This window comes from Fontisphaera persica (genome assembly GCF_024832785.1).
In the GTDB taxonomy this organism is placed as follows: domain Bacteria; phylum Verrucomicrobiota; class Verrucomicrobiia; order Limisphaerales; family Fontisphaeraceae; genus Fontisphaera; species Fontisphaera persica.
This window is the reverse complement of sequence record NZ_CP116615.1, coordinates 1907670-1929686: the sequence shown is the minus strand read 5'-3', so window position 1 is coordinate 1929686 and position 22017 is coordinate 1907670. Positions and strand designations below refer to the sequence as shown.

The following is a 22017-nucleotide window of genomic DNA, read 5'->3' as shown; positions in this document are numbered from 1 at the left end:
GTGCGCGTTGTGCACGTCATCACGCGCCTGATTGTCGGCGGGGCGCAGGAGAACACCGTGGCCACGGTGATGGGCCTTCGCCAGCGGCCTGGGGTGGAAGTGAAATTAATCTCGGGCCCTGCCCACGGGCCGGAGGGTAGTTTGGAGGAGGAAGCGCGAAGCGTCCCCGATTTGTTGGAAATCCTACCCTCCTTGGTGCGGCCGCTGCATCCATGGAAAGATATGCGGGCTTGGCAGGCGTTGACGCAAAGATTCCGGCAGCTTCGGCCGGAGTTGGTGCATACACACAGCGGCAAGGCGGGCGTGCTGGGGCGGCTGGCGGCGCGGCGCGCCGGAGTGCCCCTCATCGTGCACACTCTTCATGGGCCATCCTTTGGACCTTTCCAGGGGAGTCTGGCAAATGCGGTTTTTTGCGCTGCCGAGCGGTTGGCCGGGCGCAATACCACCCATTTTGTAGCCGTTGCTGACAGTCTCATCCGGCAGTATCTGGCGGCGGGGATTGGAGTGCCGGAGCAATTCACTCGCATATATAGCGGCTTTCCTTTGCAACCCTTTTTACAGGCGCGCAACGACCCGGATTGGCGCCACCGTTGGGGGATTGCGCCGGACGAAGTGGTGGTGGGCAAAATTGCGCGCCTTTTCAAACTTAAAGGGCATGAGGACTTGATTCGCGCCGCCCCCGCCATCCTGGCGCAGTGGCCGCGGCTAAAATTTGTCTTGGTGGGAGATGGGGCATGGCGAAACCGGTGGGAAAGGGAGGTTAAACGCCTGGGCGTTGAAAAACAGTTTCTTTTCACGGGATTGGTGCCTCCCCCAGAGGTGCCGCGCTGGGTGGGAATCATGGATATGGTGGTTCATCTCTCCCGCCGCGAGGGTTTGCCGCGCGCCCTGCCGCAGGCCTTGGCGGCGGGCCGGCCCGTCATTGCGTATGATTGTGACGGTGCCGGGGAGGTTTGCCGGGACGGGGAGACGGGTTTCCTGCTGCCGCCCGGGGCAGACATTGCCCCGGCCGTGCTGGCGCTGGCGCGGGATGCCGAATTGCGGCGGCGGTTGGGGGAGGCGGGCCGTGCGTGGGTGCGACAGGAGTTCGACGTGGAACTGATGGTGGAACGCATCTGGCAGTTGTATCAACGGTTGCGCGCCTCACCGCAATCGGCATAATAAGGCCCATGTCATCATTGCCTGCCTATGTGTATGCCGCCGCTTTTTTTGGGGCATTTCTGGGGGCAGGGTTGAGCCTCCCCTGGTGGCGGCGTTGGTGCCAGCGGGTGGGCGTGGTGGACGAGCCGGGGGAACGCAAAATCCACCACCAGGCAATCCCGCTGGCAGGCGGACTGGCGGTGCTCACAGGTTTTTTACTTCCGCTGGCCGGAGGGGCTTTGGCAGCCTGCCTGAATCTGTTGCCGGCGGAAGTCGCGGAAAAAATACGCTACGGCTTCAGTCAACGCTGGGCGCCCCTGCTGGTGATGGTCGGCGGGGCGGTTGCCATGGGAGGACTCGGATGGCTGGATGACGTTTATGAGCTGCGGCCGGGCCAGAAATTTGCCGGGCAATGCGTCGTCGCCGTCGTGGCGTCATGTATGGGGGAGCGAATCACCCTTTTTATTCCGAACTTTCTGGTGCAGGTGGTGCTGACCACGTTTTGGTTGGTGGCCGTCACCAATGCCTTCAATCTGAGTGACAACATGAACGGTCTGTGTGCCGGTCTGGCGGCAGTGGCGGCGATTTTTTTTGCCCTGCAGGGCTTGTGGCATGGCTATTATTTGGTGGCGTTGGTGTCCCTGGCCGCAGCCGGGGCAGCCTTGGGATTTTTGCCTTTCAATTATCCCCAGGCCACCGCCTTTTTAGGTGACAGCGGCAGTCACGGGCTGGGCTTTCTCATGGCGAGCCTGGCGATTGTGCCTCATTATTACGCGCCGGAGCACTCCCACCGGCTGGCTGTGCTTTCCCCCTTGCTGGTCCTGGCCGTGCCCTTGGTGGACATGGCTTTTGTGGTGGTCAGCCGCCTGGCGCGTGGGCAGCCGTTTTATCAGGGAGACAACCGCCATTTGTCGCATCGCCTGGCGCAAAAAACGGGCCATCGTGCAACCGCGGTGGCGATTTTGTGGGGGGGGGCCGTGCTCGGGGGGATGGCCGCCGTGGCTTTGTGGTGAGGGTGGAGTTACTTCTGGCAGGTGGATTGATCCTGGCGCAATCTTTCCAGCGCCGCCCTCGCCGCGCTGCTTTCAGCGGCCTTTTTGCTTTTACCCATGCCCCGGCCCAATTCCTGACCGGCGTGGAAAACCGCGCATTCAAACACTCGGTCATGATCCGGCCCGGAAACCGAGCGCAATTCATAGCTTGGCGGTTCCGTTGAGCGTTCCTGCAGCAGCTCCTGCAATTCGCCTTTGGGATTTTCAATCAGGGGCGCTGTTTCTTGTTGCGCCAACCGCATGGCGAAGTGGTTCAGGATCACCTGCCGGGCGGCCTCGAATCCGCCATCGAGGAAAATCGCTCCAACCAGCGCTTCAAAAGCATCTGCCAGGGTGGAGCCGCGCTCCCGTCCGCCGCTTTTTTCTTCGCCCTTGCTTAAGACCAGATGTTCTCCCACGCCCAGGCGGCGGCTGCACTCGGCCAGGGAACGGCGGTTGACCAACTGGGCCCGGGCCTTGGTCAGGCCGCCTTCACCCAGGTTGGGGAAGCGGGTGAAGAGTTCGGAGGTCAATACCAGCTCCAAGACGCTGTCCCCAAGGAATTCCAGACGTTGGTTATGTTCCAGCGGCCGCTGGTTTTCGTGGGCCACGGAGGGATGGGTTAATGCCGTTTGCAACAACGTGGGATTGTGGAAGTGGTATCCCAGCCGCTGCTCCAATTCTGTCAAGGAGGACGACATGGCGGCCATCAGGGGGTCGGCGATTCCGGGGTTGTCGCCGGGACGGGGAGGGGGGCCATGTTGCAGGAATTTTCAGCAGCGGGTGGCGGATTGCCATTGGCGCCTTCTGAATTCGAGCCGGCGGGCGGTCCCCCGTCCGCCGCAGGCGTGGCGGGCAGGCCATGCTCCAATAAGTGGAAGACCTCCCGTTGCACCTGTTCCAACTGGGTTAATTGCAGACGGGGGTCGGGAATGGTGAAAGTATCCCCGGTTTTCGCGTGCTCATAAATAAACCAGCGCTGGCCGTCGCGCAGATAGGTCTCCTTGACCTTCAACAAGCGTTTGCGCTCCAACATGGCGGAGAGAATGTAGGCCGCGGCCGCATATTGGGGGTTGTTCATTTCCGCCAGCTTGCGCAAGAGAGTTTCGGCGGTTTCCTTTTGAATCGGTTCTGGCGGTGCGGGAGCCGGGGCTTCATACACGCCCAGCCAATGGCTGATAAATCCCTTGCGGTCCTGGGCGCCCTGGCTGTATTGCCCCTCCCAGCAGGCGGTGCAGACATCCAGCCGGACGAATTCCTTTTTCTCGTCAAACAAGAGGGTGTGATAGGTCTCCTTGTCGGTAAAGGGGCGGGCGCAGGATTGGCAGACCCGCGAACGCGATTGTATGTTCCACTCGTTCATCCCAGATAAAGCGGGCCAAATTATCCGCCGGCGAGCCGCGAAGCGCAATACCGAGTTTTTAGGGTTTTATTCCGCCCTATGGGGCAGGGAGCGGGTTATTTGCCGCCACCAACGCCACCACCTCCAGGCATCGCGGAGGGGGTGAAACTTGCTTTTTTCGCTGCCGTAAATGGTGCGCACGGGCAGGGAGATTATGGAAAAGCCGGCGGCCCAAAACTTTACCAGCATTTCCGCCTCGGTCTCATAGCCGGTGGCCTGCAAGCCGGCCGCCTGCCAGGCGGCCACCCGGACCCGTCGAAAACCGCACTGGGCATCGGGAATGGCTGTGCGGAGCCGGCGCGAGACTTGACGGCTGACCCAGCGGTTGGCCCAGCGGCGCAGCCAGGGCATGGTGGTGCAGTCGGCCATGCGGTTGCCTACCACCAAATCCGCGGAAGTGGGGGCACGCAGGAATGCCGGAATGTCGGCGGAATCGTGCTGGCCGTCCCCATCCATGAGCAAGGCCCAGTCGAAGCCATGTTCTGCGGCCCATTGCACGCCGTCCCGCAGCGCCGCGCCTTTTCCCTGCGGCTGCGGATGGCGCAGCACGATGGCGCCGGCTGATTCGGCAGCGGCGCTGGTGTGGTCACGGGAGCCGTCATCCACCACCAGCACCTGGGAGAGGTATTGGCGAGCCCCGCGCACTACCTTGGCGATGGCGCGCTCTTCATTCAGACAAGGCACCACCGCGACGATGGCCGAGGCGGGAATGGGGAGGGTGGCCAAATCAGAGGAACAAACCTTCGTTGCCTTATCCTCGCCAGCCGTGGGTTGGGTCTTCTTTCCGGAGTGCGTCGGCGCAGAGCGGGGCAGTCCCTCAAGGTCACCGGGCGTCGCCATAAGGGGGACTCACGACCTCAGTCCACCTTTTCCGGCTTGATTTCCAGGTGCACGACCTTGCCGTCCTCCGCCGCCACAAAAATCTGGCCGATGTCGGCTTCTTTGTTGGGCTGCCGGATTTTTTGCGCCCAAAGGCGTATTTTCCACACTGGCGCGCCTTCATATTCCTCCAGTTTCATCTGGGAGGCGGTGACTTTGAGATTTTCAAGGATTTTTTCCTTGAGGGCGATTTTCAGGGCCTTGTCGGAATCCACTTTCAATTGCTTCGGGTTGAGCTGGCTGTCCTTGTCTGCGGCGGCTTCGATGAGGCGGAAGGGTCTTTTGACGGAGGCCACTTTGTCGCCCGCGAATTTGACCTCGACCGCTTTCATGGTGGCAAACTGGTCGTAATAAACGACATACCACACGTTGGGCGTGACACTGCCCACGGATTTTTCAGAACGGATTTGGACAATTTTATCCCTGGCATGTTCGCCCACGTGTTTGTTGCCTTCCTTGGCCAACTCGAAGGCGGTTTTATCGGCGGCCCACAGGCCGGACTGGGCCAGCATCCCGGCCAGGGCCAGGCAGGCAAGGAGACGAGTGACAAGCAATGTTTTCATGCTGGTGTACTATACGCCGTCGGCAGCAGCTTGGCAAAAGCCAAACTTCAGGACCACCGGCCTTGGCCACCTGTGGGCCGCCGTGACCCTGGCTGGAGTCTGGCCCGGCGTGACTGGCACGAGGGCAGGGCACGCAATGCACTTGACTTGGAGGGGGATATGCCAACATCTTTAAGACGCATGTCGGCGTTGTTTACGATCCAAAGCGAATTTCGTTACGACATTGTCCGCAAAATATTTGAGGGCGGCATGGGGATTGTTTACGAGGCCGAACAACATGGGGCGCGCGGTTTTGTCAAACGAATCGCCATCAAAGTTATTCGCCAGCACTACGCCAGCCAGAAACTGTTCATCGAAAATTTCATCGGCGAGGCCAAGCTGGTGGCGGACCTCATCCACACCAACATTGTTCAGACGTATCATCTGGGCGAGGCGCGAGGGATTTACTTCATTGCCATGGAGCTGATCCGTGGGGTGAACCTCGAACAATTTGTGCAGCAGTTGCACGACAAAAACCGCGTCCTGCCCCTGGAACTGGCGGTGTTTATTGTGAGCCGGGTGGCGCGGGGGCTGGCATACGCCCACGCCAAGACGGACAAGGACGGGCGTCCCTTGGGCATTGTGCACCGGGACGTAAGCTTCAAAAACATCATGATTGCCTTTGAGGGCGATGTGAAGCTCAGCGATTTTGGCATTGCCAAGGCGCGCGGTTTTTTGACGGACAACGAGGGCGAGGTCATCGCCGGCAAGGCCGATTACATGAGCCCTGAGCAGGCGGATTTCAAGATCACCGACAAGCGGTCGGACATCTTTTCCGCGGGCATCGTCCTGGCCCAGCTCCTCCTGGGCTATAACATTTTCAAGGGCGAAAATCCGGAGGCTTCGCGCCAGAAGGTGCTGAAAATGCCCATCCCGGATTTTCGCAAGCTGGACCCGCGCATCAATGACCGGCTGAATGATATTCTGCATCGGGCCCTGGCCCGTGACTTGTCTCAGCGTTATCCCACGGCGGACGAGTTGCTCTATGACCTCGAACATTTCATTTACCACACCGGTTACGGGCCCACGAATGAGACCATTGGCCGCTACATCCGTGAGTTGTTTGGGCAGGCGCCGCCTTCCCCGGCCAGCGACACGGCGGTAACAATGGTGGTGGATCGCTCGGATAAATTCCCCACCCGGCTCTAATCAGACCGGGGCGTTTGGTTTTCACGGCGCATGAAAAAAACATCCCCTGCCCACACCGTCACGCTGGGGCTCATTCAAACGGCCTGCTCGCCTGACCCCCGCGAAAACACCGAGACGACTCTGGCTGCAGCGCGGCGGGCGGCGCGCTCCGGGGCCCAAATCATTTGCACGCAAGAATTGTATCGCTCACAATATTTCTGCCAGAGCGAGGACGCGCGTCATTTTGCGCTGGCCGAGCCTATTCCCGGCCCCAGCACCGAGGTCTGGCAACGGCTGGCGCGGCAACTGCGAGTGGTGGTGGTGGCATCCTTGTTTGAGCGGCGCGCTCCGGGGCTGTACCACAACACGGCCGTGGTGGTGGATGCTGACGGCGCCTGTTTGGGGTGCTACCGCAAAATGCATATTCCTGATGACCCGTTGTATTATGAGAAGTACTACTTCACGCCGGGGGATTTGGGGTATCGCGCATGGAAAACCAGGTATGGCAAAATTGGAGTGCTGATTTGCTGGGATCAATGGTATCCCGAAGCCGCCCGGCTTACGGCGCTGCAAGGCGCGGAAATTCTATTTTATCCCACCGCCATTGGCTGGCACCCGGCCGAGAAAGCGGCGGTGGGCCGGCAGCAGCATGAGGCGTGGGAAACCATTCAACGCGCCCATGCCATTGCCAACGGTTGCTATGTGGCGGCCGTGAATCGTGTGGGCCATGAGCGGCCCGCGGGCGGTGACGGGCTGGAGTTTTGGGGGCAAAGTTTTGTGGCCGGACCCGACGGCGCGGTGTTGGCGCGGGCCGCGGTGGACAAGCCTGAAAACTTGTTGGTCACAGTGGATTTGGCGCGGCTGGATGAAATCCGCACGGCCTGGCCATTTTTGCGGGATCGCCGCATTGATAGTTACGGCCCCATCACGCAGCGTTTTGGGGAAGGAGCATGAAAGTATGGGTTACCGGAGCCGGAGGGTTATTGGGCCAGGCCCTCATGGCGTTTGGGCCGCCCGCGCCCGATTGGGAGGTGCGCGGGTGGACGCATGAGGAATTGGAGCTGACCGATTACCGGGCGTTGCGGGAGGCTTTCAAGCGCGAACGTCCGGACCTGGTCATTCATGCAGCGGCCCTAAGTCGTCCGCGGGACTGTGAGGGTGACCCGGACCGTGCCTGGGCGGTGAATGTGGGGGTCACAGCGCTCCTGGCAGACCTGATGGGAGAGGGGCGGCTGATATTTATTTCCAGTGAGCAGGTCTTCGACGGGCGCAGTGGACCCTATGCCGAGAATGCCCCAGTGTGCCCCATCAATGTGTATGGGCAGACCAAGGCCGAGGCCGAGCGCCATGTGCTGGCTCGCCCGCAAAATGTGGTGGTGCGGCTGGCCCTGACTTATGGGCATTCGCGTGGCGGCCAACGCGCGTTTAATGAGGAATGGGAACAACGCTGGCGGCGGGGGGAAACTCTGCGGTTGTTCACGGATGAATACCGTTGTCCCATTCCGGCGCCGGTGGCGGCCCAAGCCTTGTGGGTGCTGGCGGCTGAACCCGGGGCACAAGGGATTTATCATCTGGCAGGCGCTGAGCGATTATCGCGATGGGAGATTGGCCAGTTGCTGGCGCAGCGCGTGCCGGGGGCCTTGTCCTTAATTCAACCCGCCACCCTGCAGGAATGGGTGGGTCCGCCGCGGCCACCGGATTTGTCGCTTACCTGTGAGCGGCTGCAAGCGCTGCTGCCTTTTGCCTTGCCAGCATTCTCAACGTGGTTGGCCGCCCATCCGCCGGCGGGCTGATTTTCAAAAGGTGGCCGGCGGCTGCCGCGCGGCCTCCAACTGTTGCAACAGCCGGCAGAGCGCGCCCAGCCGCGGGCACTCGGCACGGGCAGCACAGGCGCGGCGATAAGGCTCCAGAAAAAGAGCCTCCAATTCGAGCGGGCGCCCCTGGGCAAAATCCAGCAGGGTGCTGGCATAATAATCGCCCATCACTCGGGTGCGCTCGATGTTTTCGTCGGCCCAGCTTTCAGGAATGTCGAGCCCCTGTTTGCGGGCGGCGTGAATAACTTCGAGCATCAATTCCCTCACCAGCGCCAGCCAGCGCGGGTCCTCCAGGAGTGGCCGCGTGGGCAGGCAGGAACCCAAGGGACGGGAGGAATCCCAATGGCCATGAATGACCGCCTCATAACCGGCCGCGGCGGCCACACCCAGGCCATTAAAGGGAATGTTCCAGACCAGTTTTTTCCACAAGGCTAGATTCAAATCATCAATGACTTCGCAGGGGACGCCGCCCTGACGAAAGTGCGCGGCCAGCGCATGCGTGCGGGGCAGGGCGGGGCGCTGAAACTCACCCAGCATCACGCGGCCGTGAGCCAGATGGCGAATGATGCCGGGGGCGATGCGGTTGAGGCAGACAAAGCAGAGTCCGCCCAGCACTTTTTCCGGGCCGGCCAGCGCGGCCAGGGCTTCCACATTGCCCAGGCCGTTTTGCAGGGTGAGCAGCAACGTATCCGGCCCCAGCAGGGGAGGGAGCAACGCCGGATAGGCTTCACGGTTGGCGGTGGCTTTGAGCGCAATGACCACCAAATCGCAGGGGCCGATTTCTTCGGGACGCCGGGCGGCGTGCGGGTGGAAACTCCAGTCGCCCTGGACGCTTTGGATGTGCACGCCCTGGGCGGCCACTACGGCAAAATCGCTGCGCAGGAGAAAATGCGTCTCCACCCCCGTGCGATGCAGCAGCCCTCCGTAGAAGCTGCCGACCGCACCACAACCGACAACAGCGGCTTTCATGACCAAATCAGCGTGACAAACCGCGCCCTGCTGCGCTTGAAACCGGCGCGGGCCAAACGAAAAAGGCGCCCTGTGCCAACACAGAGCGCCGGTAAAAGGGCGGGAAAACTATTTCTTGCCCAGCACCGCGTCCTTGCACGCCTTGGCCACGCGGAACTTCACCACTTTCTTGGCCGGAATCTGGATGACCTCACCGGTGGCCGGATTGCGGCCCTGCCGCGCCTTGCGATTGACCAGCACCAACTTGCCAATGCCCGGCAGGGTGAAGGTGTTCTTGGCGTTTTTGTACGCCAGTTGAGCCAGCTCCACCAAAACGATGTTCGCTTGCTTTTTGGTGATGCCCGCCTTTTCAGCGAGTGCCGCCGCCAACGCCGACTTGGTAAGTGCTTTAGCCATAGTGATGCGAGTTTAATTGTGTTTGGTTGTTGTGTCTCTGTCGTCTTGACTCGGCGCTATTAAACGCTTTTAGGCGGGGGACGCAAGGGAAAAATCGCGGTTTTTTCAAGGTTTTGCCGCATAAAGCCTGCTTCCCTCCGGTGTCAATGCCGGGATCAACGCAACTTCTTGCGCAGGATTTTTGAGCGCCGTCCGCTTTGCTCATATTTTTCGCGCCGAGCCGGCGGCAAATCGTCGGGCGTGCCCTCCTGGAATCCGGCCTTGGACTGGAAATAAGCAAAGGCCTGCGTGGAGAGGGCGATGAGTTCCTCCAGCCCCAGCTCGCGCGCGCGGTTTTCCACAAACTGAATGAGTTTGCGGCCAATGCCCTGGTTTTCATGGGAGGGGCTGACACACAGGCAGGCCAGTTCCCCTTTTTTCTGCTCCTCATAAACATGGAGCGCCACACAGGCCACCGGGTTGCCGTCAATCTCGAACAGGTAATAGTCGCCCAGTTGTTTCTCAATCATGGGCCGGGTGCGTTTCACCAGCTCTTCCAGCTCCACCGATTTGCGGGTCAACAGCAGGATGGCGCGCACGTCCTTCTTCATGGCCCGCCGGATTTGCTGATATTCATTGGCGTAAATGAGGGTGCCAATGCCTTCGTTGGAAAAGACCTCGGCCAGCAATCCCTCATCCACCCGGCCGTTGATGATGTGCACGCGGGGGATGCCCTGCCGGCAGGCCTGAGCGGCGAAGAGCGCCTTTGAGAGGCATTCGGGCGCCACGTCCTGTTTGCGTAAGGCGAGGATGCTTTCCAGATCCGCCACGGGCATTTGCCTTATGAGCTGGCCGCGCATCATCAAGCCGTCGGTGGTGGTCAGAAAGACCAGCTTGACCGCCTTGAGCGCGGTGGCCACCTCCGAGGCCACTTGGTCGCTGTTGACCCGGAAGGTGTGACCGTCACCATCGAAGCCCAGCGGCGGCAGCACGGGAATGATGCCCTGCGCCAGCAAGGTTTGCAGCAGGTCCACATCCACCCGCTCAATCTTGCCGGTGAATTGATGATCCACGCCCTGCAAAATGCCCAGTGGATGGGCCACCAGGGCGTTGGGACAGGCGGCCCGCAAATCGTGTGTGGCGAGGCCTTCCAAAATTTCGTGGGTCAACCGGTTGGCAGCGGTGAGAGCCAGGCGCAAGGTGGCGCCATCCGTGATGCCTGAGCCTTCCAGGTCACTGGGGGTGATGCCCTGCTCGGCCGCCAGCTCGCGGATTTGCGCCGCCGCGCCATGGACCAGCACCACGCGGATGTTCAGCGAGCGCAAGACCGCCACATCCAGCAGCAGGTTGGCAAAATTTTCGTCCGTCACGATGGCGCCATCCACCGCCAGGACGAAGGTCTTTTCCCGAAACTGCGGGATGTACTGTAGAATGCCCCGTAGGTCCGTCGGTTTCACGGAATGCAGTATAGCGCACTTGAACGAAGAGCCACGAAAAAAATAGGGCGCCGGGGAAAAGGGGCCGCGGCGCTAGGCAGGCAGGAGTCCCAAGGTTTCCTCGTAAGCCCGCTGGAGTTTGTCCACCGTCTGGTCAATGAGGAAGCGCGCGCGAATGAGTTGCTGAGCCTTTTCAACGCCTGCATCCAGAGTACCCCATTCGGACATCAGCCGCCGCAGGGCTTGCGCCAGGAGCTGGGGCTGGCGGGGGGGTACCAGAAAGGCCGGGGATTCGAGGACTTGCTCAATGACGCCGACGCGAGTGCTGAGCAGCGGCACGCCGGCAAATAAAGTTTCCAGGGCGGCCATGCCGAAGCTTTCATGCCAACTGGTTTGGACGGCCAGATCGTATTGGCGGACCAGATCGCGGAATTGCTCCACCCGTCCCAGAAAGCGAAACTGGCCGCCGCTTAATCGCTCCAGCCGCAGGTTATTGCGGGCTGGGTCCGGGCGGTCGCCAGTAAAATCCCATTGGAGGGCCGGGAGGTGGCCGGCTTGTTGCAGCAACCAAAGAGCTTCGGTAAGGTCCGCCCAGCCTTTCCAGTCCAAGGGACTGCCGAGCACCAGGACTTTTGGGGGAAATTGCGCCGGGCGAGGTTTGGGCGGGCACTGCTCCGCGGCTTCCAGGCCATCATGGATGAGCAGGACGCCACGGCCCATGTCCCAGTGTTGCACACGCTGTTGCAACTCATCCCCCACCGCAATGACCAAATCAAACTCACGGCAGCCGTATTTATCATAGTCCTCGGCCCGCATCCCTGGGGAGCGGAGAAACACTGCGGCCGGCGTATGGAGGCGGCGGGCCAGGGTTAATGCCAGCAGGGCATCCCAGTGATCATTGGCATGGACCAGTTGGGGGTGGAAGCCCAGCCGCCGCAACTGGCTGGCGACCTGTCCGGCAAAGGCTTCATTCCGCCAGAGGCGTCCGGCCAGGGTGCGCGCCCCTGGAAAGGGATTCACAATGACGGGCACGCCCGCTGCACGGCAGGTTTGGGCGAGCCAGCCTTCGTCTTCGCAAACCAGGACGGGGCGCCATTTTTGCATCGAAGGATGGCGGAGCAGGCGGGCCAGGCAGGTTTGCGCGCCGGCGCGGTGCGTGCGCCTTTGCAGAAAGATGACGTGGCTGGCCATGACTTTTTCAGGCTGGGGGAGTGTTTTCTGCGCGCCGGGCAATTACATAAACATCGTCCCCCACCCAATAGCGGCCAAAAAGCGCGTTGCGCAAGGCGTAACTGAGACGGCGCACCAGCGAGGGTTTGCGGTCCGTATGTTCGCCTGATTCCACGACTTCCCAGCCGGTGCGGCGCAGTAATTTGGAGACGGCGGAGATGGGATAGGGCCGCACGTGCGTGGGGTCGCGCCAGAAATCTCCGACGGCCCGGCGGATATTGGCAATGTTGGGGGTCAGGATGACCATGGGCGCGCCGGGCGGCAACACGCGGTGCAGCAGCGCAAAGAGTTCTTCCACCTGAACTGGTGTGAAATGTTCAATGATGTGGGAAACGTGCGCGGCATCATAAGTGCCGGGGGACACAGTTTTCAGGTATTCAAAAAAGTTGCCTTGCACAACCTGGAGACCGCGTTGACGGCAAGCTTGCGCCAGTTCGACATCCAGCTCTACGCCAGTGCCGGGGATGCCCGCTTCCTTAAGAAGTTCAAGGAAATGGCCCTGGCCGGAGGCGATGTCCACGACCGACTTCCGGCCCTGGAAGTGTTTAAGGAAGGGGGCAAAGTAGCGCCGGGCAACCTCTCGTTCGCGTGGGTCGGGAATGTGCATAGGGTCTTTATTCAAGGGGATGGTGCAGGCGCTTCGATTTGCCCGTTCAAACACGCCGCAATTTTTTGGCGCATTTGTTGAGCCTCGGAAGGGCGGATGCCTTTGCACTGGCTGAAGTATTTGACGCGGTAGCGCCCGGGCCACAGCCAATGTTTGACGACCAGGGAAGGGTCGTAATGGTAGGGTTGATCCAGGGCGTGGGTAAGCTTCCATTTCCAGGCGCGGCGGCGGTCTGTCCAGTCCAGTTGTGTCCAGTCTGGTTCAGAGGCACGGGCCAGCGTTTCCGCTATCAACCGGGCCAGCGTTTCCGCCGAATGTCCATTCGGGGAATGACACCATTTGGCGAGGTGGGCGCGTCGTTTGGCTTTCAGTTCCTCTGGCACCCCCTGTTGCAGCGCCGCGTTGACCAGCGCTGGCAGATCGGCGGGGTGGGAACAATGGACATTGCAAGCGGAGGGTTCCGCGCAATACCAAAGCGGGTTTTGTTCCAGCAGCAATTCAATGGTGGGTTTGCCGGCAATCCAACTTTCCAAGGCGGTGGTGCAGGTCTCGCAGGAAATTTCCACGTCGCACCCCAGGATTAGCGAAGTGATGTTGCTCAAGGCGTCCACGCGCACCTGGCGCTGCCAGTGCTCCGGCAAGGTGCCCAGCCAGCGAAGGTAAAAGGAGGCATCCTCCCGCGGATGCGGACGAAGCACGATTTCGTAAGCATCCCTTTCCAGGAGGGCTTGAAGGAAAGCCAGCACCTTTTGGCGGCCCTTGAAATGGGCCTCAATGGCCTGCCAATAGTTGCGGTACAACGGGATGCGGTCTTTCCAGGCGGCAAAGAATTTGTCGCCTTCACTGCGGGGAAGCTCCCAATAATGAGCGGTGGCAAAATTGGTGCATAGGAGAATCACAGGACGCTGGCCGGGAGGGCGGGGCAGTGGGGCGTAGAGACGCGACCAGGGCTCGAAATAAAAATCGAAGCGCGGCACGCCAATGACCTCAATGCGGGTCTGCGCCTGACCGCCATGCTCGCGCAGCGCTTGGGCATGCACATGGTTCCAGCAAAAGAAACAGTCAATGTGCGCCTGGGCATGATACCTGCCAGAGTTGAACACCAAATCATCGTGGTTGTAAAAGATGCCCTCATTTGGCAGGACCGCGGTGAGAACGCCCAGGGCATGGAGCCGCCGGGAATAAGCGGCCAGATGGCTGGCGGTAAGGTGATTGAACACAATCATGCGCGGCCGGTGGGCGGCCAGGACTCCCTGGTAGGCCTCCAACGGCTCCAGCCGCGCGTTGAGGCCGTGTTTTTCCAGGTGATGGGCCAGCAGGGCGGCCACGGGTAAATCTCTGACCTTGCTGTCCACCAGCAAGACGACGCACGGTTGAGCGGGCGCGGAAGGCATAAGCCAAGGGGCTATAGGGGTGTGGTCTGCCGCACCGGGATGCCGTGGCTGGCCAAAAAGGCCTTGGCTTCCTTGGGCGTTTGTTCGGTGAAATGAAACATGCTGGCCGCGGCCACTGCCGCAGCTCCTCTTTGCAGGGCGGCGAGCATGTGCGCGTAAGTACCGGCCCCGCCGCTGGCGATGACGGGGATGTTCACGGCACGGGCCACCAGCTCGACCAGTTCCAAATCATACCCTTCAAAGCTTCCATCGCGTTCCACTCGCGTGAGCAGAATCTCACCGGCGCCCAGCGCCTCCAGATGTTTCGCCCAGACCGCCGGTTCCTGGCCGGTGGGCGTCTGACCGCAATGCCGGAAACATTCATAGCGACCATCTGGATGGCGGCGCACATCCACCGAAACGACAATGCATTGTGAGCCGAATTGCCGTGATCCCTGTTGCACCAGTTCCGGGTGGTCATAAGCGGCCGAATTGATGGCGACTTTGTCGGCCCCGGCTTCCAGTAATTTCTGCATGTGTTCCAAGGCACGCACGCCGCCGCCCACGGTCAACGGGACGAAACATTCCGCCGAGTATTCGGCCACCGACTCATAATCCGGTTCGCGCTGTTCGCGGGTGGCGGTGATGTCCAGGAGCACCAGTTCATCCACTTCGCGGGTGTTATACACCTTGATGGCGGGCAAGACCGTGCCCACGCGCCGCCAACTGTCGAAGGCCACGCCTTTCACCAGGCCGGCGCCTTTCCACAGCAGGGTGGGGATGACACGCGCTTTAAGCATTTTCGGAGGGGAAGGCCAAAAAATTCCTTAATAACTGAAAGCCCGGCCGGCCGCTTTTTTCTGGATGAAACTGAACCCCCAAGATGTTGGGTGTGCCCACAGCGGAAACAAACCCGCCCGCATAAGGTGTGGTGGCCAGCCGCGTCTCGTCCTGGGCAGCAGCCAGATGGTAACTATGCACGAAATAAAAGTCCGTGCCGTGGGGAATGCCTTCCCATAACCAATGCGGGCGAGCGGGGTGGACTGCATTCCAGCCGACATGCGGCAGCCGTTCGCGTGGCGGTTGGACTTTTAAGCGGGTGACGTGGCCGGGAATAAATCCCAGACCTGAAGTCAGGCCGCCCTCCTCTCCGCTGTCGGCCAGCAGTTGCATGCCCAGGCAAATACCGAGCAGGCGCACACGCGGATTGGCCAGCGCCTGGCGCAGGGGCGCCACCCAGCCGCCTTCCTGCAAACGGCCCATGCCGGTGGCAAAAGCGCCCACGCCCGGCAGGATGATGCGGTCGGCCCAGTCCAGCTCTTCTGGGCGGGTGGAGAGCCGGACCTCGGCGCCGCATTCCTCCAAGGCCCGGCGGACGCTGCCGAGGTTGCCCATGCCGACATTGATGACCAGCGCCTTCAAGGGTTGTCGTAATTAATCTTGGTCAGGTTGCCGTGTTTATCCTTGATTAGATTCCCATGGGCGTCCTTGAGGAAGAGTTTTTTGTTGGTGAAACGGTCGCAAATCTTGATGAACTCCTCCACCGTCAGGTCCAGCGGTTCGAGGATTTTTTCCAGCGGCTTGCCGAGGTAGCTCCAGGGGAACTTGCCGTCGTGCATCCGCACCAGTTCGATGGCATCCTGGCGGGAGATGCGCCCGCGGCGCACGTGCAGACAGGCCAGATCCGTGGCCCGGCCAAAACCAAACTTCAGGAACTTGAAATAATCGTGGATGCCCGTCTGGTGGTTGTCCAGGTTCTCGTAATTCACCAGGCTGCCTTCCACAGTCGTGTGGTAGGTGGTGAAGCCATGGGCCTGCGAGAGAAGGGCATTGGAATAACCGTCCCAGGGCAGGTAATAGCCCAGGAACAAACCAGTGACACCCACGCGCTTCAGGTCTTCATCCGAGGGATAGGTGTAGGGAATCAGGTCGCGGGCTTGCAAACCTTCCAATCCGATTAAATCCGATACGCGCAGCCCCAGCAGTCCGCCAAATTCCTCCAGCCAGCGGCGGTCCAGCGTGTTGTTTTCGGCTGCAGAGGCTGGCCCGCCGTATTCGTTTTGGGAGTTTTCCCCCCAGATGATGAGGGGCACGTTCATCTGGACGGCCACCCGCACCGGGATGGTGAAAATGCCCACATGCTCCGGCCACGAAATATCGCCCACCTGCATCAAACCGATGCGGTTGAGTTTGCGCCGCACGACTGGATTGGGGGAGAACTCCACATAGTCCACCCCCTGGTTTTTCAGGTTCTGGATGTTTTTACGGCCGATGTCCGAGAGGTCGCAGGTGGTGGCGGTGACGCAGAGCGGGTTCAGACCAAGCTGCTTCATGCGCACCACCTGGAAGGTGCTGTCCTTGCCGCCACTGACGGGGATGAGGCAATCCCAGTTCCGCCCGTCTTTCGAGCGATAGCGGTCCAGGATTTGCAGGAGCTCTTTTTTCCGGGCGTCCCAGTCAATGGCCTTGCGACGCTCGAAGCTGCGGCAGGCGTTGCAGACGCCTTCTTCATCCAGAAACAAGTCCGGCTTGGTGTCCGGCATGACACAACGTTTGCAGTACCTCAACATAAACTCTCTGAACCATTATTAAATCGCGGTGTTCCCCGCGGTTTTCTCCAGCAGGAACCAGGTTAAATCATCCTGTGGATGCGCCGGGTCCCGGCGATAAACAAATCCATAATCCACCAGGCGCAAGTCAGGAAACCGGTCCAGCAATTCCCCGGCAAAATCCCGCTTGAACAGGCGATCCAGGTGACCGCGATAGGGCACGCTCACCGGGGTCGGATTGTAGTATTCTGCCAGCGCCACATAACGGCGGCTGGCCCGGTACATCAAATCATACACCTTGGGCAGTTGCTCGGGAGCAATATGAATCAGGACGCCTTTGGTGAAGACCAAATCATAGGCTCGCGGGGGTTGAAACTCCAGGAGGGACTCGTGGAATACCTCCACCTCGGGCAGGCGCCGCAGGTGGGAGACCGCCTCGGGATTGATTTCCACGGCAGCCAGATGCGCCTCGGGCAGAAGTTGCCGCAAGGCCACCAGATTCAACCCGATGTTGGCGCCCAGTTCCAATATGCTCGCCGGTGGGCTGGCTTTGGCCAGCAACCGCTGAAACAGGCTGGCGTTGCTGGCCACCAGCCGTTCGCCCTGGTTGCGTTGTGTATAATCGCTGCCAAAGGCGCCCGCCCAAAAGGCTTCCTGGGGTGTTTGATACCCGGACATGATGATGTTGTCTCTCGCCTGGCGGCTTCATGATTGCCACACCGTGCTGGCAAATTGCCGCCCTCTGGCGCAGTACTAAACCAAAGCCCGCTTCATGGCGCCATGAAATTTTTAGAGGGCGGGGCCTGACTTGCGGCGAAGTGGGTTCGGCGAAACTGAAAAGGCCTCACTCTTTCTGCCGGACGGACGCGTTAAGCTGTGCCAGGTCAGGGCGGGCTTGAAGCCATTCCAGAACCTGGCGGGTAGTAAAGGGTTGTTCCGTCCGATATAAGGCCTGATAAATCGCTTCAATCAATGCCCAGTCTTCGGGGGTGTCCAGCGTCCAGCGATACTGTGACCAGTCTTCGGGGGCGCGGTAAGAATGGAGCCGGAATTTTTCAGGGTGCTGGTAGAGATAGGGCGTCACATGCTCCCGCTCCCGGGGCAGGTGAGCCTCACGGTGGGCCTGGTCAAGCGCCGCAAAAGTGAAAATCTCGGCATCCAAACCCCGTGGGTAGCGGCGCTCCAGGACGTTGCTCAGATAATCCACCCGTATTTCCGGGGTATTGGCCTCCAGGAAGACTCTTAGCATATCGTCCAACAGCCAGCCATCAAACAACGGACAATCGGCGGTGATGCGCACGACCACCTCCGCCCCCGCTGCGGCGGCCGCGCCATGAAAGCGCGCAAGCACGTCGTCTTCGCTGCCGCGGTAACAAGGGACATTCCATGCTGCACAGGCCTGGGCGATGGCATCATCTGCGGCGCGGGTGGAGGTGGCCACCCACAGACTCTCCAGCCGCCGGGCAAGACGTACCCGGTTGCAGACATGGCGCAGCACCGGTTGGCCACATAACGTCCGCAGGACTTTTCCGGGCAGCCGGGTGCTGCCCATGCGTGCTTGAATGATGGCCACCACTTTCATGGGGAACAAGGTTTGCCGTGGAAATATGTTTGCTCGATTTGCGGAATGCCTTCGTGGGTCAATCGCACCAGGCAGAAATTCGCCGGTTGTCCGGGGATTAAATCCGCTTTCAAGCCGGCGAATGCCGCAGGGACCCGCGAGGCACGCAACCAGGCTTCGGCCCAGGGCGCTTGCAGCATGTGTGCGGCTCGCTGCACGGCCAGAATGGGCCGCAGGGCCGAGCCAGCAAAATAAGGAGTGCCGGGCAGGCGCACTACCAGGTCCTCCCCCACCTCCACCTGCAATTGGCCTAATGTGTATTTGCCCGGCGGAGCGGCCGCCGCAGCCATGGCGTCGGTGGTGTAATAAATCCGCCCGGGCGGCAGCCATTGGTGCAACAGGCGGAACAGCGCCGGGCTGACATGCACGCCATCCGCAATCAAACCCACGTAACGCTCCACCCCTGGCGGGGCGGGACGCGCCAGGGAGCTGGAAAGCGCCCGCCAAAGAATGTTGTCGTGCCGGTCCAGTTGCCGGGGGCAGCCGTTGGCCAAATGGGTAAATCCCACCGCGCCTGCGGCCAGCGCGGCGTCGAGCAGGCGCGCACTGGCATCGGTATGCCCCAGACTGACGCGGATGCCCATTCCTGCGGCTTTGCGAATGGCGGTCAAACTTCCGGCGCGTTCCGGGGCCAGCGTCACCACCAGGGGGTCAGGCTCAGTCAGGCGGCGCAGCTCGGCCAGCATCTCCGGCGAGGGGTCCAGCATCAACGCGGGATGATGCGCCCCGCAAAAGCCGGGCTTATCTGAGAGAAAAGGGCCTTCGATATGCCAGCCGGCAATGGCTGCCTGCAGCTCGGGCTGGCTGCGCCGCAGCGCCACGCAATGCCGCAGACGCCGGACCAGGGCGGGCCAGGCATCCGTAATCAACGTCAACAGAAAACGGGCACAACCGTCCCGTCGCAGACGGCGGGCAGCTTCCAACAGCGCCTCAACACTTAACCCGTCCTGCTGGAAGTCTATGCCTGCGTAACCGTTGACCTGCGGGTCAAACAAGGCTGGCGCAAGGTAAAGTTCGGGATGTCCCCCCTTTTTGACGCATTCGCTTTCAGTAATCAGGCCGTTTTCCCACGAAAGCCGCCAGCACACGCCCCGGCGGTAGTGCCGTGCCACCACACTGCCGCGGGTTGGGAAAAGCCGGGGGTTTTTCATGCCTTTTGGGGGGTGGCGGCCGCCGCCGGCGTGGTTTTCACTTCCGCCCGATACAGCGCCTCCACCACGTTGCGAATGAATTGCTCGTCGCTCAAACCTTCCCAGACCTCCGCTGGGAAGGAGACCTTCTGGGCAAAATGCGCTGCCAATTCGCGAAACAGTTCCACCCTTTGTTCTGGCGTAAATTCCTCCCGCCGCAACACAGCCTGCAAGGCCAGGGCGGCCTCGCTGGGGGTGGTTTTCTGGCGTAAGCGGGCCAGCAAATGGGGATAACGCCGCAGGGAATTAAACTTGCCGGTGCGGATTTGCTCCAGGTCCGGTTGCGAAAACTTGGGAGTGCGAATGACCACCGTGCCTGCGGCCATGTCCCCCAAGCGCTGATAGCGGGGGGATAAAAGACACACCAGCCCGCCCAACAGATAGAACAACGGCAGGGAGTCCACCGCCCGCAAGACGTTGCGCAGGAAGACCTGGTAAAATTGCAGACGCAATCCCTGGGCATCCACGACCCGCAGGCGCAGGATTTTTTTGCCCAGGGTTTGTCCGCGCCAAAACCATTCCAAAACCATGCCGTAGCCAGTGGATACGACCAACCAGCTCAGAATGCGCAGCGCCTGCCCGAAGTCTGGCGAAAACAATCCCAGGATGGCGATGATTTTGAGGAGGGCGGCAGTGGCCGCCAAAATCACCAGGCCATCCAGCATCCAGGCCACCATGCGGGGCAGGGGACTGGCCAGCGGCAAACTAAAGGCGACACCTTCCGGTGTTTTAATCCAGAGCTGTTGAATGGCCATGGACCCGTTCATGTGGCAGGGTTTGCCTCCTTGGCCGGCTTTCGTCCGCTGCGGGCCAGAAAGACCATTAACAGGGCCAATTGCACCATGCCAAAAGCAATTTTCAGCGCATAAGGCATATATGGCTGATGGTATTGGCTGAGGAAGGACTCCACCAAGCCAGCCCAAATCAACAGCAGAATGACGCCGCCGGCCAGGGTAAGCACTTGCGGTCCGGCAGCCCGTACGCGCCGGGCCAGCGGCTCACGGCGGCCGCGTCCAATCAAGGCGCCCGCCAGCACCAGGCCGGCCTGGCCGGCTATGAGTATGGCCGGAATTTCCACGGAGCCGTGGGGCAGCAGCCAACCCAAAAGAAAAGCCGCCTGGCCATCCTGGAGGTAATCCACCGTGATGGCGCCCAGGGCCACGCCATTATAAAAGAGCAAGACCACGGTTCCCAGCCCGTAGGTCATGCCCAGGGCCAGGGTGAACAGAGCGACCTTGGTGTTATTGGCGATTAAATAGGAGGAAAACGTCATGTGACTGCCGGCAATGTTCTGCAACTCTCCCGATTCCTCGCGCGCCACCCGTTCGCTTGGACGCCATTGGTCATGGCCAAAGGGCATGGTGACAAAGCGCGATTGCGGGTCCAACACCGTCGCCAGCCCGCCCAGGAGCACTCCCGCCAGGGTAATGAGCAGAGCCAGCCGAAATGCGTTCCAATGCTGGCGAAAAGTCAGCGGGAACGTTTGCGTGAGCCAACGCCAGGGATGCCATACGCGACTGCGGCTGCGGGTTTCGTGGATTTCCGCGTAAGCCCGTGCCACCAGGCTCTCCAAGTATTGCCGGATTTCCGGCTCCGCCGCGTAAGTGCGCAATCTCACCAGGTCCGAGGACGTGCGCTCATAGAGGTAATGGAGCCGTTGCAACTCCATCAAGCTGATGGCCTCAGCCTCGGTGTGTTCCAGCCGCCGCAGACGTTCCTCCAATTCGCGCCAGCAGGGCTGTTCGGCCTCCAAGAAGCGCTGGAGGTCAATAATCATGGCGCAAAAGCCTGGCGCAAGGCGGGGGTTGACCGGGCGGCGGCATTGGTGCGCACCAGTTTTTCCTCTCGCACCAGATATTCGGCGAAGGCCCGCAAAAGGCCCTGTGCCACATGGGATTCCACGTTGCCCTGGGGTTGCGTGCCCAGCACCGCGCCCAGCAGGCCGCCGCCGCGCAACATGGCATTGGCGTAAGCCTCCTGCAACTTGGACTCACGGCCGGCCCGCTCCACGATTTCGACCAAGCCTTGGGAAAGCGCCTCCCCTTGGCTGCTAAGCAACAGGCGGGTGGCCGCATCTGGCTCGCCGCGAATGACCTCCACAGGATTGCTGTGCTGAACCGCTCCCGCGTATTTGAGGAGCAGACCTGCCGCCTCTGGCACTGCTCGCTCGGCGGTGAGATTCATGGCTTGCAGCAGGGCTTCGCCGCGTTTGCGGTCAAATACCGTCACGCCGGCGGGAATGGCAATTTGATGTGCGGCGTTGCTGGTGAAAGCCCCCGGTTTGGACAACACATTGGAAGCTGCGGTGATTCCTTGCGTCAGCAAATCACGTATGGCCTGCAGTTGGGCTGCCCTCACTTGCGCCAGGTCCGGGGTGGCAGGTTTGGCGGCGGGCGGCGGTGGCAGGGCGGGCAGGGCTTGCGGGGTTACTGGGGTGAGCAACTGGCCGGCGGCATTATAGTAATTAGTGACGCGGGTGATGTTGGTCACCACCACGAAATTGGTCACAATGACCATATTGGTTTTGATTTCCACGTTGGTGGTGACCAGCATGAAGGCGGGTTTGACATCCAGCACGGCCGGCGGATTTTGGGCCAGTGCCCAAGGGAGTTGCAGACCCATGGCAGCGAGCCAGGCCAGGGTGAAGAAGGATTTTCGCGACATATTCAAG

General features: G+C 60.8%; 24 protein-coding genes. 5 read left to right on the top strand and 19 right to left on the bottom strand.

The window, feature by feature from the left end:
• Together NXS98_RS06805 and NXS98_RS06800 are read left to right on the top strand one after the other, a co-directional pair.
• On the top strand, positions 1 to 1161 hold the full coding sequence (locus tag NXS98_RS06805) for a glycosyltransferase family 4 protein (RefSeq protein WP_283847728.1): 1161 nt from the start codon (positions 1 to 3) through the stop codon (positions 1159 to 1161).
• Positions 1162 to 1169: 8 nt separating this feature from the next.
• Positions 1170 to 2153, top strand: a complete 984-nt coding sequence (locus NXS98_RS06800; protein ID WP_283847727.1) for a glycosyltransferase family 4 protein — start codon at positions 1170 to 1172, stop codon at positions 2151 to 2153.
• 8 nt (positions 2154 to 2161) lie between these two features.
• On the opposite strand, the gene rnc is transcribed toward NXS98_RS06800, so the two are convergent.
• The 4 genes from rnc to NXS98_RS06780 form a co-directional block, all read right to left on the bottom strand.
• A complete protein-coding gene (gene rnc, locus NXS98_RS06795) occupies positions 2162 to 2872 on the bottom strand; it encodes a ribonuclease III (protein ID WP_283847726.1) in 711 nt (236 codons plus the stop codon).
• A gap of 8 nt (positions 2873 to 2880) precedes the next feature.
• Positions 2881 to 3534: a hypothetical protein gene (locus tag NXS98_RS06790; RefSeq protein WP_283847725.1), complete on the bottom strand. Its 654-nt coding sequence runs from the start codon at positions 3532 to 3534 to the stop codon at positions 2881 to 2883.
• 66 nt (positions 3535 to 3600) lie between these two features.
• A complete protein-coding gene (locus NXS98_RS06785) occupies positions 3601 to 4299 on the bottom strand; it encodes a glycosyltransferase family 2 protein (RefSeq protein ID WP_283847724.1) in 699 nt (232 codons plus the stop codon).
• A gap of 131 nt (positions 4300 to 4430) precedes the next feature.
• Positions 4431 to 5015, bottom strand: coding sequence for a hypothetical protein (locus NXS98_RS06780; protein WP_283847723.1), 585 nt, complete (start codon positions 5013 to 5015; stop codon positions 4431 to 4433).
• A gap of 180 nt (positions 5016 to 5195) precedes the next feature.
• On the opposite strand from NXS98_RS06780, the gene NXS98_RS06775 reads away from it, so the two are divergent.
• From NXS98_RS06775 to NXS98_RS06765, 3 genes are read left to right on the top strand one after another with little or no spacing between them, the layout of a single operon-like run.
• A complete protein-coding gene (locus NXS98_RS06775) occupies positions 5196 to 6203 on the top strand; it encodes a serine/threonine protein kinase (protein ID WP_283847722.1) in 1008 nt (335 codons plus the stop codon).
• 30 nt (positions 6204 to 6233) lie between these two features.
• Positions 6234 to 7136 carry a carbon-nitrogen hydrolase gene (locus tag NXS98_RS06770; protein WP_283847721.1) on the top strand — a complete coding sequence of 301 codons (903 nt, stop codon included), beginning with the start codon at positions 6234 to 6236 and terminating at the stop codon, positions 7134 to 7136.
• The gene (locus tag NXS98_RS06765; protein ID WP_283847720.1) at positions 7133 to 7975 is read left to right on the top strand and encodes an SDR family oxidoreductase; all 843 of its coding nucleotides are present in this window, start codon (positions 7133 to 7135) and stop codon (positions 7973 to 7975) included. The genes NXS98_RS06770 and NXS98_RS06765 overlap by 4 nt, the downstream gene beginning before the upstream one ends.
• Positions 7976 to 7978: 3 nt before the next feature.
• Here NXS98_RS06765 and NXS98_RS06760 read toward each other — a convergent pair whose 3' ends face one another.
• The 15 genes from NXS98_RS06760 to NXS98_RS06690 form a co-directional block, all read right to left on the bottom strand.
• A complete protein-coding gene (locus NXS98_RS06760; protein ID WP_283847719.1) occupies positions 7979 to 8965 on the bottom strand; it encodes a 2-dehydropantoate 2-reductase in 987 nt (328 codons plus the stop codon).
• A gap of 108 nt (positions 8966 to 9073) precedes the next feature.
• Positions 9074 to 9361, bottom strand: coding sequence for an HU family DNA-binding protein (locus NXS98_RS06755; RefSeq protein ID WP_283847718.1), 288 nt, complete (start codon positions 9359 to 9361; stop codon positions 9074 to 9076).
• Positions 9362 to 9516: 155 nt separating this feature from the next.
• On the bottom strand, positions 9517 to 10797 hold the full coding sequence (gene argA, locus NXS98_RS06750) for an amino-acid N-acetyltransferase (RefSeq protein WP_283847717.1): 1281 nt from the start codon (positions 10795 to 10797) through the stop codon (positions 9517 to 9519).
• A gap of 72 nt (positions 10798 to 10869) precedes the next feature.
• Positions 10870 to 11967, bottom strand: a complete 1098-nt coding sequence (locus NXS98_RS06745; RefSeq protein WP_283847716.1) for a glycosyltransferase family 4 protein — start codon at positions 11965 to 11967, stop codon at positions 10870 to 10872.
• A 7-nt stretch (positions 11968 to 11974) separates the two neighbouring features.
• On the bottom strand, positions 11975 to 12613 hold the full coding sequence (locus tag NXS98_RS06740; RefSeq protein WP_283847715.1) for a class I SAM-dependent methyltransferase: 639 nt from the start codon (positions 12611 to 12613) through the stop codon (positions 11975 to 11977).
• An 11-nt stretch (positions 12614 to 12624) separates the two neighbouring features.
• Positions 12625 to 14007, bottom strand: coding sequence for a surface carbohydrate biosynthesis protein (locus tag NXS98_RS06735; RefSeq protein WP_283847714.1), 1383 nt, complete (start codon positions 14005 to 14007; stop codon positions 12625 to 12627).
• Between the two features lie 11 nt (positions 14008 to 14018).
• Positions 14019 to 14786: an imidazole glycerol phosphate synthase subunit HisF gene (gene hisF, locus NXS98_RS06730; protein ID WP_283847713.1), complete on the bottom strand. Its 768-nt coding sequence runs from the start codon at positions 14784 to 14786 to the stop codon at positions 14019 to 14021.
• Entirely contained in the window at positions 14779 to 15408 is a 630-nt protein-coding gene (gene hisH, locus NXS98_RS06725) for an imidazole glycerol phosphate synthase subunit HisH (protein WP_283847712.1), read from the bottom strand. Before hisH ends, hisF begins: the two co-directional genes overlap by 8 nt.
• On the bottom strand, positions 15405 to 16556 hold the full coding sequence (locus tag NXS98_RS06720) for an N-acetyl sugar amidotransferase (RefSeq protein ID WP_283847711.1): 1152 nt from the start codon (positions 16554 to 16556) through the stop codon (positions 15405 to 15407). The genes hisH and NXS98_RS06720 overlap by 4 nt, the downstream gene beginning before the upstream one ends.
• A gap of 18 nt (positions 16557 to 16574) precedes the next feature.
• On the bottom strand, positions 16575 to 17213 hold the full coding sequence (locus NXS98_RS06715) for a pseudaminic acid biosynthesis-associated methylase (RefSeq protein WP_283847710.1): 639 nt from the start codon (positions 17211 to 17213) through the stop codon (positions 16575 to 16577).
• A 166-nt stretch (positions 17214 to 17379) separates the two neighbouring features.
• Positions 17380 to 18117 carry a cytidylyltransferase domain-containing protein gene (locus tag NXS98_RS06710; RefSeq protein ID WP_283847709.1) on the bottom strand — a complete coding sequence of 246 codons (738 nt, stop codon included), beginning with the start codon at positions 18115 to 18117 and terminating at the stop codon, positions 17380 to 17382.
• A complete protein-coding gene (locus tag NXS98_RS06705; RefSeq protein WP_283847708.1) occupies positions 18114 to 19307 on the bottom strand; it encodes an N-acetylglucosamine-6-phosphate deacetylase in 1194 nt (397 codons plus the stop codon). Before NXS98_RS06705 ends, NXS98_RS06710 begins: the two co-directional genes overlap by 4 nt.
• The gene (locus tag NXS98_RS06700) at positions 19304 to 20113 is read right to left on the bottom strand and encodes an RDD family protein (RefSeq protein ID WP_283847707.1); all 810 of its coding nucleotides are present in this window, start codon (positions 20111 to 20113) and stop codon (positions 19304 to 19306) included. Before NXS98_RS06700 ends, NXS98_RS06705 begins: the two co-directional genes overlap by 4 nt.
• Positions 20110 to 21123: a stage II sporulation protein M gene (locus NXS98_RS06695; protein ID WP_283847706.1), complete on the bottom strand. Its 1014-nt coding sequence runs from the start codon at positions 21121 to 21123 to the stop codon at positions 20110 to 20112. Before NXS98_RS06695 ends, NXS98_RS06700 begins: the two co-directional genes overlap by 4 nt.
• Complete coding sequence (locus NXS98_RS06690) at positions 21120 to 22010, bottom strand: DUF4197 family protein (protein WP_283847705.1); 891 nt, start codon at positions 22008 to 22010, stop codon at positions 21120 to 21122. Before NXS98_RS06690 ends, NXS98_RS06695 begins: the two co-directional genes overlap by 4 nt.
• Between the last annotated feature and the right edge of the window lie 7 nt (positions 22011 to 22017).

Coding starts and splice junctions, on each gene's coding strand:
- NXS98_RS06710 (WP_283847709.1), bottom strand. CDS start 18,117: ATGAAAGTGGTGGCCATCATTCAAGCACGCATGGGCAGCACCCGGCTG.
- NXS98_RS06690 (WP_283847705.1), bottom strand. CDS start 22,010: ATGTCGCGAAAATCCTTCTTCACCCTGGCCTGGCTCGCTGCCATGGGT.
- NXS98_RS06800 (WP_283847727.1), top strand. CDS start 1,170: ATGTCATCATTGCCTGCCTATGTGTATGCCGCCGCTTTTTTTGGGGCA.
- rnc (WP_283847726.1), bottom strand. CDS start 2,872: ATGTCGTCCTCCTTGACAGAATTGGAGCAGCGGCTGGGATACCACTTC.
- NXS98_RS06745 (WP_283847716.1), bottom strand. CDS start 11,967: ATGGCCAGCCACGTCATCTTTCTGCAAAGGCGCACGCACCGCGCCGGC.
- NXS98_RS06760 (WP_283847719.1), bottom strand. CDS start 8,965: ATGAAAGCCGCTGTTGTCGGTTGTGGTGCGGTCGGCAGCTTCTACGGA.
- NXS98_RS06700 (WP_283847707.1), bottom strand. CDS start 20,113: ATGAACGGGTCCATGGCCATTCAACAGCTCTGGATTAAAACACCGGAA.
- NXS98_RS06775 (WP_283847722.1), top strand. CDS start 5,196: ATGTCGGCGTTGTTTACGATCCAAAGCGAATTTCGTTACGACATTGTC.
- NXS98_RS06735 (WP_283847714.1), bottom strand. CDS start 14,007: ATGCCTTCCGCGCCCGCTCAACCGTGCGTCGTCTTGCTGGTGGACAGC.
- NXS98_RS06740 (WP_283847715.1), bottom strand. CDS start 12,613: ATGCACATTCCCGACCCACGCGAACGAGAGGTTGCCCGGCGCTACTTT.
- NXS98_RS06755 (WP_283847718.1), bottom strand. CDS start 9,361: ATGGCTAAAGCACTTACCAAGTCGGCGTTGGCGGCGGCACTCGCTGAA.
- NXS98_RS06765 (WP_283847720.1), top strand. CDS start 7,133: ATGAAAGTATGGGTTACCGGAGCCGGAGGGTTATTGGGCCAGGCCCTC.
- NXS98_RS06695 (WP_283847706.1), bottom strand. CDS start 21,123: ATGATTATTGACCTCCAGCGCTTCTTGGAGGCCGAACAGCCCTGCTGG.
- NXS98_RS06705 (WP_283847708.1), bottom strand. CDS start 19,307: ATGAAAAACCCCCGGCTTTTCCCAACCCGCGGCAGTGTGGTGGCACGG.
- NXS98_RS06770 (WP_283847721.1), top strand. CDS start 6,234: ATGAAAAAAACATCCCCTGCCCACACCGTCACGCTGGGGCTCATTCAA.
- NXS98_RS06720 (WP_283847711.1), bottom strand. CDS start 16,556: ATGTTGAGGTACTGCAAACGTTGTGTCATGCCGGACACCAAGCCGGAC.
- NXS98_RS06790 (WP_283847725.1), bottom strand. CDS start 3,534: ATGAACGAGTGGAACATACAATCGCGTTCGCGGGTCTGCCAATCCTGC.
- NXS98_RS06780 (WP_283847723.1), bottom strand. CDS start 5,015: ATGAAAACATTGCTTGTCACTCGTCTCCTTGCCTGCCTGGCCCTGGCC.
- NXS98_RS06715 (WP_283847710.1), bottom strand. CDS start 17,213: ATGTCCGGGTATCAAACACCCCAGGAAGCCTTTTGGGCGGGCGCCTTT.
- hisF (WP_283847713.1), bottom strand. CDS start 14,786: ATGCTTAAAGCGCGTGTCATCCCCACCCTGCTGTGGAAAGGCGCCGGC.